Annotated in this window: 8 protein-coding genes; 2 read left to right on the forward strand and 6 right to left on the reverse strand. The window is 74.9% G+C overall.

Annotated features, from left to right (window positions below):
- Positions 1-7: 7 nt before the first annotated feature.
- Genes VM95_RS19005 through VM95_RS44485 form a run of 4 tightly spaced genes read right to left on the reverse strand, consistent with a single transcriptional unit; the run spans position 8 to position 5,667 of the window.
- A complete protein-coding gene (locus tag VM95_RS19005; RefSeq protein ID WP_045698356.1) occupies positions 8-1,840 on the reverse strand; it encodes an IucA/IucC family protein in 1,833 nt (610 codons plus the stop codon).
- Positions 1,818-3,191, reverse strand: coding sequence for a lysine N(6)-hydroxylase/L-ornithine N(5)-oxygenase family protein (locus VM95_RS19010; protein ID WP_045698359.1), 1,374 nt, complete (start codon positions 3,189-3,191; stop codon positions 1,818-1,820). Before VM95_RS19010 ends, VM95_RS19005 begins: the two co-directional genes overlap by 23 nt.
- Positions 3,188-3,871 carry a GNAT family N-acetyltransferase gene (locus VM95_RS44480; RefSeq protein WP_045698434.1) on the reverse strand — a complete coding sequence of 228 codons (684 nt, stop codon included), beginning with the start codon at positions 3,869-3,871 and terminating at the stop codon, positions 3,188-3,190. The genes VM95_RS19010 and VM95_RS44480 overlap by 4 nt, the downstream gene beginning before the upstream one ends.
- Complete coding sequence (locus VM95_RS44485) at positions 3,760-5,667, reverse strand: IucA/IucC family protein (protein ID WP_425265328.1); 1,908 nt, start codon at positions 5,665-5,667, stop codon at positions 3,760-3,762. Before VM95_RS44485 ends, VM95_RS44480 begins: the two co-directional genes overlap by 112 nt.
- Positions 5,668-5,991: 324 nt before the next feature.
- Here VM95_RS44485 and VM95_RS19025 point away from each other — a divergent pair, with 324 nt between their 5' ends.
- On the forward strand, positions 5,992-7,188 hold the full coding sequence (locus VM95_RS19025; RefSeq protein ID WP_045698363.1) for a trypsin-like serine peptidase: 1,197 nt from the start codon (positions 5,992-5,994) through the stop codon (positions 7,186-7,188).
- Positions 7,189-7,312: 124 nt separating this feature from the next.
- On the forward strand, positions 7,313-8,425 hold the full coding sequence (locus VM95_RS19030; RefSeq protein WP_045698365.1) for a trypsin-like serine peptidase: 1,113 nt from the start codon (positions 7,313-7,315) through the stop codon (positions 8,423-8,425).
- 49 nt (positions 8,426-8,474) lie between these two features.
- On the opposite strand, the gene hflX is transcribed toward VM95_RS19030, so the two are convergent.
- Entirely contained in the window at positions 8,475-9,977 is a 1,503-nt protein-coding gene (hflX, locus tag VM95_RS19035; RefSeq protein WP_045698367.1) for a GTPase HflX, read from the reverse strand.
- Positions 9,978-10,247: 270 nt separating this feature from the next.
- Complete coding sequence (locus tag VM95_RS19040) at positions 10,248-12,482, reverse strand: RelA/SpoT family protein (protein WP_045698369.1); 2,235 nt, start codon at positions 12,480-12,482, stop codon at positions 10,248-10,250.
- Between the last annotated feature and the right edge of the window lie 115 nt (positions 12,483-12,597).

A 12,597-nucleotide genomic window follows, 5' to 3' on the forward strand; every position in this document is an offset into this window, starting at 1 on the left:
TCCCACCCTACGGCGCGGGGGCGACAATCCGGTCCGGTTGCGACGGAAGTGCGGGGCGGCGGACGTCCACGCCCACCAGCGCGTTCGGCACCGTCCCGTGCCGGGCGGCGTGCGGGCGGTGCGGCCGGTCCTGGTAGCCGTCGAGCAGCAGCCGGTTGCGGTTGAGGCAGAGCCGGTCGATCCGCGGCCGGAACAGGTCGAACAGCTCGAAGCGCTCGCGCAGCTCGGGGAAGCGGGCCTGGTAGCGGCGGATCTCGGCGCTCAGCAGCGCCCAGAAGTCCGGCTCCGGCAGCCCGGTGTGCGCCTCCAGCAGCGGGGCGAGGTAGCGGAGGACGCCGATGAACAGCCCGGAGTGGATGAACTGGCAGAGCCCCTGCGGGTCGTCGCGCAGCAGCACCCCGGCGACCTCGGCGGGCAGGGCGCGCAGCTCGGGCAGGTCCTGGTCGCTGAGGTTGACGTCGTCGACGAAGTCCTTGACCGCGAGGCGCACCGGCACGTCGGACGGGTCGAAGACCACGATGGCGTTCTCGCCGTGCGGGGAGAAGACCAGGCCGTAGCGGTAGAGGAAGTGCAGCAGCGGCGGGAGGACGGCGGCGAACAGCCGGCCGGTCCACTCGGCGGCGGTGAGGCCGGAGCGGGCGATCAGTTCGGCGGTGAGCGCCCGCCCGTCCGAGCCGGTCTGCAGCAGGGCGGCCAGGGTGCGGGCGCGTTCACCGCTGTCCAGGCGGGGGCCGAGCGGTTCGCGCCAGATCGCGCCGAGCAGCTCCTTGTACTGGTAGGGCGCCTCGGGCAGCTCCCGGTAGACCGGGTGGTCGACGGTGACGGAGGCGATCTCGCCGAGCAGGATCACCCGGCACTCGTCGCGCAGGAACGGGTCGCCGTCGCGCAGCCCGTGCAGCCAGGCGGTGACGGCGGGTGCGGCGAGCGTGCGCTCGGTGGGCAGGCCGCGCCAGACCAGGGTGTTGAGGATCGAGAGCGGCAGCTTGACGGTGCAGCGCTCGGGGCGGTCGGTGTTGAAGAAGGAGCGGATGGACTGCTGCGGTAGCCGCAGGTCGCCGTCGGTGGGCAGCGGGACGATCTCGCCGGAGGCGATCCAGGGCGCGAACAGCGGCAGGACCGTCTGTTCCCACTGCCAGGGGTGGACGGGCAGCAGCAGGTAGTCGGCGGCGTCCGGGCCGAGCGCGGCGCGCAGCGCGTCGACGTCGTCGAGCTCGCGGGCGTACAGCTGCTCGGGCCGCTCCAGGCCGGGCACGCCGCGGTACCGGGCGAGCCGGCGGTGCACGGCGAGCCAGGGCAGGGGGCGCGGGCTGCGGGCCTCCGGGGCCCAGCGGGCGGCGTCGCTGCCGGAGAAGCCGATCCGGCCCTTGTTGGGGACGATCCAGGGGTGGCCGTCCTGCCGGCCCTCGATGCCGGGGTGGTCGAGGTCGGCGAGTTCGGCGGCGGTGAGGGCGGTGGCGAGCTGGCGGGCGTCGGCGGTCAGGGTGGCGGCGAGTTCGCGGACCAGGTGGCCGGCGGTCTCGCCGCCCATGCCGAGGGTGGTGCGGGCGTACGGGAGGAAGCGCAGCGGGTCGAGGCCGTCCGGGCGGTCGCAGCGGACGGACTCCGGGTCGACCTGCCAGCCGCCGTAGGCGCCGCGCCGGGCGGTGAACGCGTACCGGGCCCCGGGCAGCTTCAGCCGGTACTCGCCCTCGGTCGGGCCGGGGTCGGGGGTGAGCAGTTCCTCGTAGGCGAACTCGCCGAGCATCTTGGCCAGCAGGGCGCGGCCGGCCCGCTGCCAGTGCCCGGCGGTGAGGTGCGGGGGCAGGTAGAGCGGCGGTTCAGCGGCCGGCTGTTGCGGCACGGGTCAGCTCCTGGGGTCGTGGGACGGAGGCGTGCGGACGGGCCGCGGGGGGCGGTGCGAAGCCGGTCCAGGCGGTGCGGTCGGGCAGCCGGTGGACGGTGCGCCCGGTGACGGCGTTGAGGATGACGGCGGCCCGGTGGGCGCCGAGCCCGAGGTCTGGGGTGCCGACGCCGTGGGTGTGCAGTTCGGCGTTCTGGACGTACAGGCCGCCGGTGAGTTCGGGCCGGGTGGCGACCCGGTGGTCGAGGTCGACCCGGTAGCGCCCGGCGTCGTCCCAGTCGATCAGGTCGGCGAGCGGTTCGAGCGCGGCCGGGCGGGCGGCCCGGTAGCCGGTGGCGAGCACCACGGCGTCGGTGCGCAGCACGTGCGCGGCGCCGGAGTCGGTGTGCCGGCAGTGCAGTTCGAGGCCGCCGCAGGGGCCGGGGCGGGCGTCGGTGACGGCGGTGCCGGGGGTGATCTCGACCGGGGCGGCGTCGATCGGGCGGCCGATGGTCCGCTCGTAGAGGTGGTCGTGGATGTCGGCGAGGGTCTCGGCGCTGGCGGCCTTGTGCAGTTGCCACTGGGCGGCGACCAGGGTGTCCCGGACGGGCCCGGGCAGGCTGTGGAAGTAGCGGGTGTAGTCGGGGGTGAAGTGTTCGAGGCCGAGCTTGGAGTACTCCATGGGGGCGAGCGCCCTGGTCCTGGTGAGCCAGCGCAGGCGCACGCCGTCGCCGTCGTGGCGGCGGAGCAGGTCGAGGAAGACCTCGGCGCCGGACTGCCCGCTGCCGACCACGGTGATGTCCCGGGCGCCGGCCAGCTCGGCCCGGCGGTCCAGGTAGTCGGCGGAGTGGAAGGCGCCCGGGTGGCCGTCGAGCCGGGCGAAGGCCTCGGGCAGCACGGGCCGGGTGCCGACGCCGAGGGCGAGGTTGCGGGCCCGGACGGTGGACTGCCGGCCGGTCGCGGTGTCGGTCAGCTCGGCCAGGAACAGGGCGCCGTCCCGGCGCAGCGCGGTGACCTCGGTGCCGAACCGGCAGTTGGCCAGCCGTTCGGCGGCCCAGCGGCAGTAGTGGTCGTACTCGCGGCGGGGCAGCTGGAAGCGCTCGGCGAAGTAGAACGGGAACAGCCGGTCCTGCTCGCGCAGGTAGTTGAGGAAGGACCACCGGTTGGTCGGGTCGACCAGGGAGACCAGGTCGGCGAGGAAGGGCACCTGCATCCGGGCCCCGTCGACGAGCATGCCGTGGTGCCAGCGGAACTCCGGGCGCTGTTCGCAGAAGAGCGTGCGCAGCCCGGGTACGGGCTCGGCGAGCGCGGCGAGCGAGAGGTTGAACGGGCCGATGCCGACGCCGAGCAGGTCGTAGGGGGGTGTGTTCACAGGTCGTCCTCAGCGAAGGGCAGAGCTCGGGCGCGGACCATCAGGGCCGCGCGCTTTTCGGGCAGGTCGAGTTCGGCGGCGACGTGGAATCCGGCCCGTTCGAAGGCCCGGACGGAGCGCCGGTTGCGCACGTCCGGTTCGGCCACCACCCGTTCGCAGGCCGGGCGGCGGCGCAGGACCAGGTCGGCGAGGGCGGTCAGCAGGACGGCGCCGAGGCCCCGGCCGCGGGCGGCGGCGGGGCCGAGCAGCAGGTGCAGGCCGGTGTCGTGCGGCCGGGCGGGGTAGTGCGCGGCGAGCGGGTCGAGGTCGGCGCGGTAGACCTCCCAGTAGCTCATCGGCTCGCCGTCGAGCAGGCCGAGGCAGGGCAGGCTGCGGCCGTCGCCGTCGAGTTGGGCCCGGACGTGCCGCTCGGTGACGGCGGGCGGCCCGGCGAGCGCCCAGAACTCGTCGACCTCGGGGTCGTTCATCCACCCGGCGAGCAGCGGGAGGTCGGCCGGCAGCCGGACGGGGCTGAGCCGGAACTCGCCGGCCGGGGTGGGGACGGCGCCCCACGCCGGTACGTCGTCCGTCATCGGGCGCCCGCCACCGGGTTGGGGATGTCCACGTACACGGACTGGGTGGCGACCGGGCCGACCAGTTCGTCCAGGCCGTTGATCCGGGTGAGCAGGTTGGCCTTGCAGGGCAGGGTGGGCGCGTCCAGCAGCAGCGCGGGCAGCGCCGAGCCGGTGGCGGCGGCGCGCGGGCCGGCCAGGAAGCGGCGCAGCCCGGCGAGCAGGACGTCCTCGTCGGCGAGGCCCTGGCTGCCGAGGGCGCCGATCAGGCCGAGCACGTGGTTGATGCCGAGGTAGTAGGCGAAGTGGTGGTCGATCACCTGGTCGGGCAGGAAGGTGTCGCTGTCGGCGCCGAGCCCGGGCAGTCGGGCGGTGAGCCGGTCGGCGGCGCTCTGCCGGTAGTAGTAGCCCTGGTTGTCGCGGTAGCGGCCGCCACTGGGCCAGCCGTCCCGGTCGAGCAGGACGAGGCTGTTCTGCTGGTGGGCCTCCAGGGCGATGCCGCCCCGGCCGTCCAGCCAGAGGACGGGCAGCACAACGGCGTCCAGATAGCGCAGGAACCATTCGGCGGCGACGGTGCGCAGCGGTCGGCCGGTGCGGGCGGCGAGCGCCCGGACGGTGTCGCCGAGCCGGGAGGGCACGGTGTCGCCGGCTCCGCGCGGCTGTTCGGCGACCAGCCCGGCGACGCACAGCACGCGGTCGGCGGGGGCGAAGGGCTGGGCGCGCAGCACGGTGTCGAGGCCGCCCGGGTCGCCGAGGGCGGGGTGGTCGACGCCGATCCAGGCCGGGTCGCGGACGATGTCGAAGCCGGGGTGGGCGGCCCGCCACTCGGCGGCCAGCCCGCTCTCCAGCAGCCGGTGCATCTCCAGGCCGCGGTGCAGTTCCTTGCGCAGGTTCTCCCGGCGGGAGTTGGTGATCCGCAGGCCGAGCGAGAGCTTGAGCATCCACGGGGTGCCGGGCCGGTAGACGGTGCGCACCGAGGAGGTGGGGTGCCAGGGTTCACCGGCCGGCCCGAGGTCGCGCAGCAGCCCGTCCGCGAGCAGGGCGGCGACGGCCGGACGGTGGGCGAGTTCGCGGGCCTGCCAGGGGTGCAGCGGCAGGGCGGCGGTGCCGGGCGGCAGGGTGAGGGCGCCGTCGAGCAGGTCGGCGGTGAGCCGGTCGGCGGTCTCGGCGAGGGCGGAGCCGGCGGCGAGCAGGGCGCGGTCGACGGCGTACCAGTGGAGTTGGAAGGCGCCGTGCAGTTCGGGCGAGTAGGCGGCGCTCTGGGCCGGGCCGAGGCCGTCGCGGCTCTTCGGGGTGGGGTGCAGCGGGTGGCCGAGCAGCAGGGCCTGTTCGGCGGCGAGGAAGTGCGAGCGTTCGGGGCCGCCGGCCGGGGTGGCGGTGCGGTGGTGGGCGAGGATCTCGGCGGTGCGCACGACCGAGTCGGCGACCCGGGCGGCGAGGTCGGCGACCTGGCCGGGGTCGGGCCGTTCGGCGGCCGCGGCGGCGAGCAGGGCGGCGGCGGTGACGGCGTCGACGGGGGCCCCGAAACCGTCGACGGCCCCGCCCGAGGCGGCGTCGCCGACCGCGAGGACGGCCGGGCCGAAGCGGTGCCAGCCGCCGGGCGACCAGTAGCGGACGGCGGCGGAGAGCCGGGCGGCGCCGCCGAGGACGGCGATCCGCAGCCGGCCGTCCGGTCCGGGCCGGGCGCCGGTCTCGCGGGTCCAGCACCGCAACAGGGCTTCCACGGCGGCCTGTTCGGCGGCGACGGCCGGGTCCGGGTGCAGCAGCGGGTCGGGCCCGGGATGCCCGGCCGCGGCCGGCGGCGGGACGGGCGGGGCTCCGGTGAGTGCGGTGCTCAAGGCTGCTCCTTGGTGCGCGTGGGGGTGCGGACGCGCGGGCGGCGGGGCGTGGAGCGGTTCGGCGGGTGCTCGCGGCCTTCGCGTCAGGTAAGGGTTACCTATCCCTGACGGGTGATCACAAGGGCGGGTCACTCGTCCTGGTGAAGATCCGTGATACTCCCGCACCGGCCCGGCGGAGCCTGCTGCGTCAACGGACCCGCCCGGTCCGCGTCACGGATCGGTGACCTGCGCCCGCCCGCGCAACCCGGGGGGCGGCCGCCGCCGTCCTGTACGGCGGTGGAAGACTCCAGGGCGGCGAGCCGCCGCACCGGAGCCGGACCGACCGCCGCCCGCCCGCCCGAACCGCCCGCCCGAAACCGCCCGCCCGAACCGACCGACCGACCGACCGAGCACACAGGGGGAAGTGCACAGATGCCTACGATCCACCGGTCCCTGGCCGCCGTCGCGGTCGCGGGGGCCCTGCTCGCGGTGAGCGCCTGCGGGCCGGACGGCCCGGCCGGCGACGGCGGCTCCACCGTGGCGGGCCCGCCGCCCGCGAGCGACTCGCCCTCCTCCGGTGGCCGGATCACCCTGCCCTCCGGCCTGCCGACCAGCCTGCTGGAGGGCCTGCCGAAGACCTGGGACGACCTGAAGAAGTGGAGGTTCGAGGACTGGGACTCCTGGGCCTCCAAGCACGTCTTCAACAACCCGGTGGTGAAGGACTTCTGGGACCCGGACACGATGGGTGACTCCAAGCCCGCCGACCCGGCCCCGCCGTCCGCGAAGCCCGCCCCGGCCACGCCCACGCCCACCGCCGCCGGCTCCGCCGCGGACGACGGCGCGACCGACCCGGAGCCGCCGGTGGTCAAGGCGGTGCCGGTGCCCCGGCCGTACCTCCAACAGCCGTCCGGCAAGGTGTTCTTCAGCGCCAAGGGCGGCCGCGGCAACTGCTCGGCGACGGTGATCACCGACCCGCAGCACCCGGGGAGGAGCAACCTGGTCTGGACGGCCGGCCACTGCGTGCACGAGGGCAAGGGCGGCACCTTCTACAAGGACCTGGTCTTCGTGCCCGCCTACAACAACTCGGGTGCCTCCAGCGGCGGCAAGCGGGCCCCGCTGTCCGAGCTGGCGCCGCTGGGCACCTGGTGGGCCGACCAGGTCACCACCTCGCCGCAGTGGATGGTCGAGGGCGGTGGCAGCGGCGACGCGGCCAACCAGTACGACTTCGCGGTGATGCGCGTGCACAACCAGAACGACACCGGCAAGTCCCTGGAGGAGACGGTCGGTTCGGCCGTCCCGGTGTGGTTCGACGCGCCGCGCGACAAGCTCGACGTCTGGGCCGCCGGCTACCCGCTGGTCAAGCCCTTCGACGGCCAGGAGCTCTACAAGTGCGTCGGGGGCAGGCCCACCCGGCTGTCCTTCGACGCCAAGCGCCCGACGATGCTCACCATCGGCTGCGACATGACCCAGGGCGCCAGCGGCGGCGGCTGGTTCGCGACCATGCCGGACGGGAAGACCGCCCTGGTCAGCAACACCTCGATCGGCACCCAGGGGCACACCTCGCTCAGCGGCCCGTACCTGGAGACCGTCGCCAGGAACGCCCTGGACTGGATCTCCCGCAAGCAGTGACCCACAAGCAGTGACCCATAGACAGTGACCCGCAGGCAGTGAGGACGCGCGGGCGGTCGACAGCCGCCCCGCAGCCGTCCGTCAGCCGCACCGAGCACCGAAGCACCACGGGGGAGGACTCAGCATGCCCAGGAACGAAGGCCGGCGCCGCCGGGCCGCGACGGCCGCCGCCGCGCTGCTCGGCGCGCTCGCGCTCACCGCGACGGCCTGCGGGCCGGACGCCGCCCCCGGCGCGAGCGCCCCGCCGCTCGCGCTGCCCAAGGCCGCGCCCACCAGCGTGGGCGACCTGAGCGGCTGGAAGCTGGAGGACTGGGCCCGGTTCGTCGCCGACAGCGGCTTCGCCAACGAGGTGGCCCAGGGCTACTGGTCGACCGGCCGGACGGAGGGCGCCAAGCCCCGACTGGTGCAGGAGTACGCGCTCTCCTCCCCCGCCCAGGGCGACGTCCAGCGGGACGCGCCGCCCGCCGCCGTCCCGGCCACGCCGCAGCCGCACCCGTACACCCCGGCCACCGCGGTGGCCGGCAAGCTCTTCGTGACCACGCCCAAGGGCGACGCGGTCTGCTCCGGCACGGTGGTCTCCGACCCGCTCAACCCGGGGCGGAGCAACCTCGTCTACACCGCCGCGCACTGCCTGCACGAGGGCAGGGGCGGCGGCTGGATGAAGAACATCGTGTTCGTGCCGGCCTTCAACCGGGACGGCCGGGCGGGCCGCGGCAAGCCGTACACCGAGCAGCAGGCCGCTCCGTACGGCCGGTGGACGGCGGTGCGGGCCATGGTCTCGCCGACCTGGCTGCAGGAGAGCGGCGTCGGCGCCCGCGATCAGTTCGACTACGGGATCGTCCGGGTGCGCGGCGAGGGCGGCACCTCGCTGGAGGAGGCGGTCGGCGGCTCGGTGCCGATCTGGTTCAACGCCCCGCGCGAGCAGATCACCTCGGCCGTCTCGTACGGCTACCCGGCCGAGCGGCCGTTCGACGGCATGGAGCTGGACCACTGCGACTCGGCCGTCCGGCCGTCCCGGCTGTCCTTCGACCGGGCCCGCCCGCCGATGTACGTGATCGGCTGCACGATGACCGGCGGGGCCGGTGGCGGCGGCTGGTTCATCACCAGGGACGGCAAGCCGAACCTGATCAGCGTCAACTCGATCGGCGACCGCAACCCGTCCGGGTACCTGGCCGGGCCCTCGCTGCAGGACCAGGCCAAACAGGCCTTCGACTACTTCGCCAAGAACGTGAAGTGACGCGCGAGGGGCCCCGGACCGGTCGGTCCGGGGGCCCCTCGTCGGCACGTCAGCCCTGCAGGGCGACCGCGAAGTGCTCCAGCTCGGCGGCCAGCTCGGCCGGCACCTTGGCGTGCACCAGGGTGCCCTCGCCGGTGTGCTCGGTGGCGATCAGCTCGCCCTCCGCGTGCACCCGGGAGACCAGCGCGCCCTGGGTGTAGGGCACCAGGGCCCGCACCTCGATCGCCGGGCGCGGCAGCTCGTCGTCGATGAGCTGCAGCAGCTCGTCCATGCCCGCGCCGGTGCGGGCCGACACCACGATGGCGTGCGGCTCGCGGCGCAGCAGCCGCTGCAGCACGTGCGGGTCGGCGGCGTCCGCCTTGTTGATCACCACGATCTCCGGCACGTTCTGCGCGTCGACCGAGACGATGACCTCGCGGACGGCGGCCAGCTGCGTCTCCGGCTCGGGGTGCGAGCCGTCGACGACGTGCAGGATGAGGTCCGCGTCGGCGACCTCCTCCATGGTCGAGCGGAAGGCCTCGACCAGGTGGTGCGGCAGGTGCCGGACGAACCCGACCGTGTCGGCCAGGGTGTAGACCCGCCCGCTCGGGGTCTGGGCCCGGCGCACGGTCGGGTCCAGGGTGGCGAACAGCGCGTTCTCCACCAGCACGCCCGCGCCGGTGAGCCGGTTGAGCAGGGAGGACTTGCCGGCGTTGGTGTAGCCGGCGATGGCCACGGACGGCACCTGGTGGCGCTTGCGCTCCTGGCGCTTGGTGTCGCGGCCCTTCTTCATGTCGGCGATCTCCCGGCGGAGCTTCGCCATCTTCTCGCGGATCCGGCGCCGGTCGGTCTCGATCTTGGTCTCACCGGGACCACGGGTGGCCATGCCGCCGCCGGACGAGCCGGAGCCGCCACCACCCATCTGCCGGGACAGCGACTGACCCCAGCCGCGCAGACGCGGCAGCATGTACTGCATCTGCGCCAGCGAGACCTGCGCCTTGCCCTCCCGGGACTTGGCGTGCTGGGCGAAGATGTCCAGGATCAGGGCCGTCCGGTCGACGACCTTGACCTTGACCACGTCTTCCAGGTGGATCAGCTGGCCGGGGGTGAGCTCACCGTCGCAGACCACGGTGTCGGCGCCGCTGGAGGCGACGATGTCGCGCAGCTCCTGCGCCTTGCCGGAGCCGATGTAGGTCGCGGCGTCGGGCTTGTCGCGGCGCTGGATGACGCCGTCCAGCACCTCGGAGCCGGCGGTCTCGGCGAGCGCGGCGAGCTCGGCCATCGAGTTCTCCGCCTCCTCCAGGGTGCCGTCGGTCCAGACGCCGACGAGCACCACGCGCTCCAGGCGGAGCTGGCGGTACTCGACCTCGGTGACGTCTTCGAGTTCGGTGGAGAGGCCGGCGACCCGGCGCAGGGCGGCACGCTCGCTGCGGTCGTACTGGTCGCCGTCGTAGTGGTGGCCGAGGTCCTCGTCGATGGCCGCGAGGTCCTCGTCCATGAGGGCTTCCGCCCGCCGACCGTCGATGCGGCGCGGGGCGTCGGCGTGGTCGCGGGCTTCGAACGTGGAGGTCATTCTGTCCTTTGGCTGCTGGTACGGGTGGCCTGTCGGGGACCGTCGGTACGGGCCCGTAAGGAGTCTGCCCAGCTGTCGCCCCGGCTACCGTCGGGTGAGGTGAGCTACCCCTCGGGGCCGCGGTGTCACCGGGGCTCCTGTGCCCTGAGAACGCCGCGGACCGGCCGTGAATTCCCCATGATGGTCGCACGCCCGGGGCGGGCCGGTCACCCCCTTTTCACCCGGGGTCATCCCGCGGTCACCCAGGACGTCCGCCGCCGCCCGCACCCGTCACCCCGGCCGACCGACCCCGCCCTCGGGCGCGTGCGGGCGGCTCACGTCGTACACGCCCGACACCTTGAGCATCGCCCGCATCAGGCCGGGCAGCGCGGCCGGCTCGGGCAGCTCGACGGTGTAGGTGTGCCGGACCCGCAGCTCCTGCGGCGGCTCGACCTCGGCCGAGACGATGCCGACGCCCACGGCGGAGATCGCCGCGGTGAGGTCGGCGAGCAGCCGGGGCCGGTTCAGCGCCTCGGCCCGCAGGGTGACCCGGTGGCCGGCCGCCGGCGCGTCCTGCGGCCGCCAGCGGACCTCCAGCACGGCCCGGCCGTCCGCCCGCATCCGTTCCCCGGCCGGGCAGCCGGCCCGGTGCACCGCCACCGCTCCGCCGCGGATCGGGTAGCCGGCCACCTCGTCCGGCGGGACGGGCGTGCAGCAGCGGGCCAGCCGGACGGCCGCGCCGGGGCGCCCGGCCACCGCGACGGGCGCGGCCCGCCGCCCGCCGGCCCCGCGCCGGGCGTCCCGGTGCGCGGACGGGGCGAGCAGCTCGGACTGTCCCGGCTGCCCGGGCTGCCCGGCCGAGGGGCCGGTGCGCACCACCGGCAGCCGGGCCGGGTGGTCGGCCAGCCAGCGTTCGATGGCCAGCCGGGCGGCGGGGGTACGGGCGTACTCCAGCCACTGCGGGGACGGCCCGGAGGGCTGCCCGCCGGCCGTGGCGGCCTCGGTGAGCACGGCCAGCACGTCGCCGTCGCGCAGCGCGGTGGACAGCGCGGTGAGCCGGCCGTTGACCCGGGCGCCGATACATCGGTGCCCGGTCTGCTCGCCGAGCAGATAGGCCGCATCCACACAAGTGGCCCCGGCCCTCAGCTGAAGCGTTTCGCCAGCCTCGGTCACGACGGTGATCTCGCGGTCCCCGGCGAGGTCGGCGGTGAGCGCGGACCAGAAGGCGTCCGGGTCGGGCGTCTCCTGCTGCCACTCCAGCAGCCGGCTGAGCCAGCCGGGCCGGGCCGGGTCGGTGCGGTCCAGCTCGTCGGTGTCCGGGGCGGCGCCGGCCGGGGTCGGGTCGCCGAGCGCGACCACCCCGGTCTGGGCGACCTCGTGCATCCGCCGGGTGCGGACCAGCACCTCGACCACCTCGCCCTCCAGCGCCACGGCGGTGTGCAGCGACTGGTAGAGGTTGAACTTGGGGGCGGCCACGAAGTCCTTGAACTCCCCGGGCAGCGGCGTCCAGCAGGTGTGCAGCTCGCCCAGCACGGCGTAGCAGTCGGCGTTCTCCTCGACCACCACCAGCAGCCGCCCGAAGTCGGCCGGCTGCGGCCGCTGCGGCTGCCCGTCCGGCCCGGGCGCGGCGGCCCGCTTCAGCAGCACCCGGTGCAGCGAGACGCAGTGCCGGGGCCGGACGGTGACCTCGGCGGCCACCCCGGCCTCGGCCAGCTGGCGGGCCAGTCGCCGGGCGAAGGGCTCCAGCAGGGCGTCCGGCTCGGCCTCGTGACCGGCGATCAGGGCGCGGGTGCGGGCGTGCTCCTCGGGGTGCAGAGTGGCGAAGACGATGTCCTCCAGCTCCGCCTTGAGCACCTGGATGCCGAGCCGCTCGGCCAGCGGGATCAGCACGTCCCGGGTGACCTTGGCGATCCGCACCTGGCTGGCCGGCTTCATGTGCCGGATGGTGCGCATGTTGTGCAGCCGGTCGGCGAGCTTGATCACCATCACCCGGACGTCGTCCCCGGTGGCGACCAGCATCTTGCGGAAGGTCTCGGCCTCGGCGGCCGCGCCGAAGTCGACCTTCTCCAGCTTCGTCACCCCGTCGACCAGGTAGGCGACTTCGGGGCCGAAGCCGGCGCCCACCTGCTCCAGCGTCAACTCGGTGTCCTCGACGGTGTCGTGGAGCAGCGAGGCGACCAAGGTGGTCGTCCCGGCGCCGAGTTGGGCCAGGATCATGGTGACGGCCAGCGGGTGGGTGATGTACGGCTCGCCGCTCTTGCGCTTCTGGCCGCGGTGGCTCGCCTCGGCGAGCCGGTACGCCCGGGCGAGCAGGCCGAGGTCGGCCTGCGGATGGTGGGCGCGGTGGACCCGGACGAGCGGTTCGAGCGCGTCCGGGACCGGCTGGCGGCCGGTGGCCAGTAACGCCGCCCGCCCGGCCCGGCCGAGGGCTGCCAGGCCGAGCTCCCCGAGGGGCCGCCTGGCCCCGGCCTGCCGTACGGTCGTCGGCTGCCCCCCCGCGAGGGGCTGCCCGGCTTCGATGGTCATCGCACCTCCGGCAACGGTCGCCGGGTGCTGCCCCTCCCCAGGGGTGATCGACCCGGTGGTCCATGCTACCGAGCAGAGCACGTTCCGCGATGCCGTGATTCCCGTCCGCGACCGG

Origin of the sequence: Streptomyces rubellomurinus (assembly GCF_000961885.1) — a bacterium.
Lineage (GTDB): Bacteria > Actinomycetota > Actinomycetes > Streptomycetales > Streptomycetaceae > Kitasatospora > Kitasatospora rubellomurina.

What these genes read in the sequence shown, in the direction of transcription:
- VM95_RS19025 (WP_045698363.1), top strand. Translation starts at nt 5,992, where the DNA reads ATGCCTACGATCCACCGGTCCCTGGCCGCCGTCGCGGTCGCGGGGGCC.
- VM95_RS19030 (WP_045698365.1), top strand. Translation starts at nt 7,313, where the DNA reads ATGCCCAGGAACGAAGGCCGGCGCCGCCGGGCCGCGACGGCCGCCGCC.
- hflX (WP_045698367.1), bottom strand. Translation starts at nt 9,977, where the DNA reads ATGACCTCCACGTTCGAAGCCCGCGACCACGCCGACGCCCCGCGCCGC.
- VM95_RS19040 (WP_045698369.1), bottom strand. Translation starts at nt 12,482, where the DNA reads ATGACCATCGAAGCCGGGCAGCCCCTCGCGGGGGGGCAGCCGACGACC.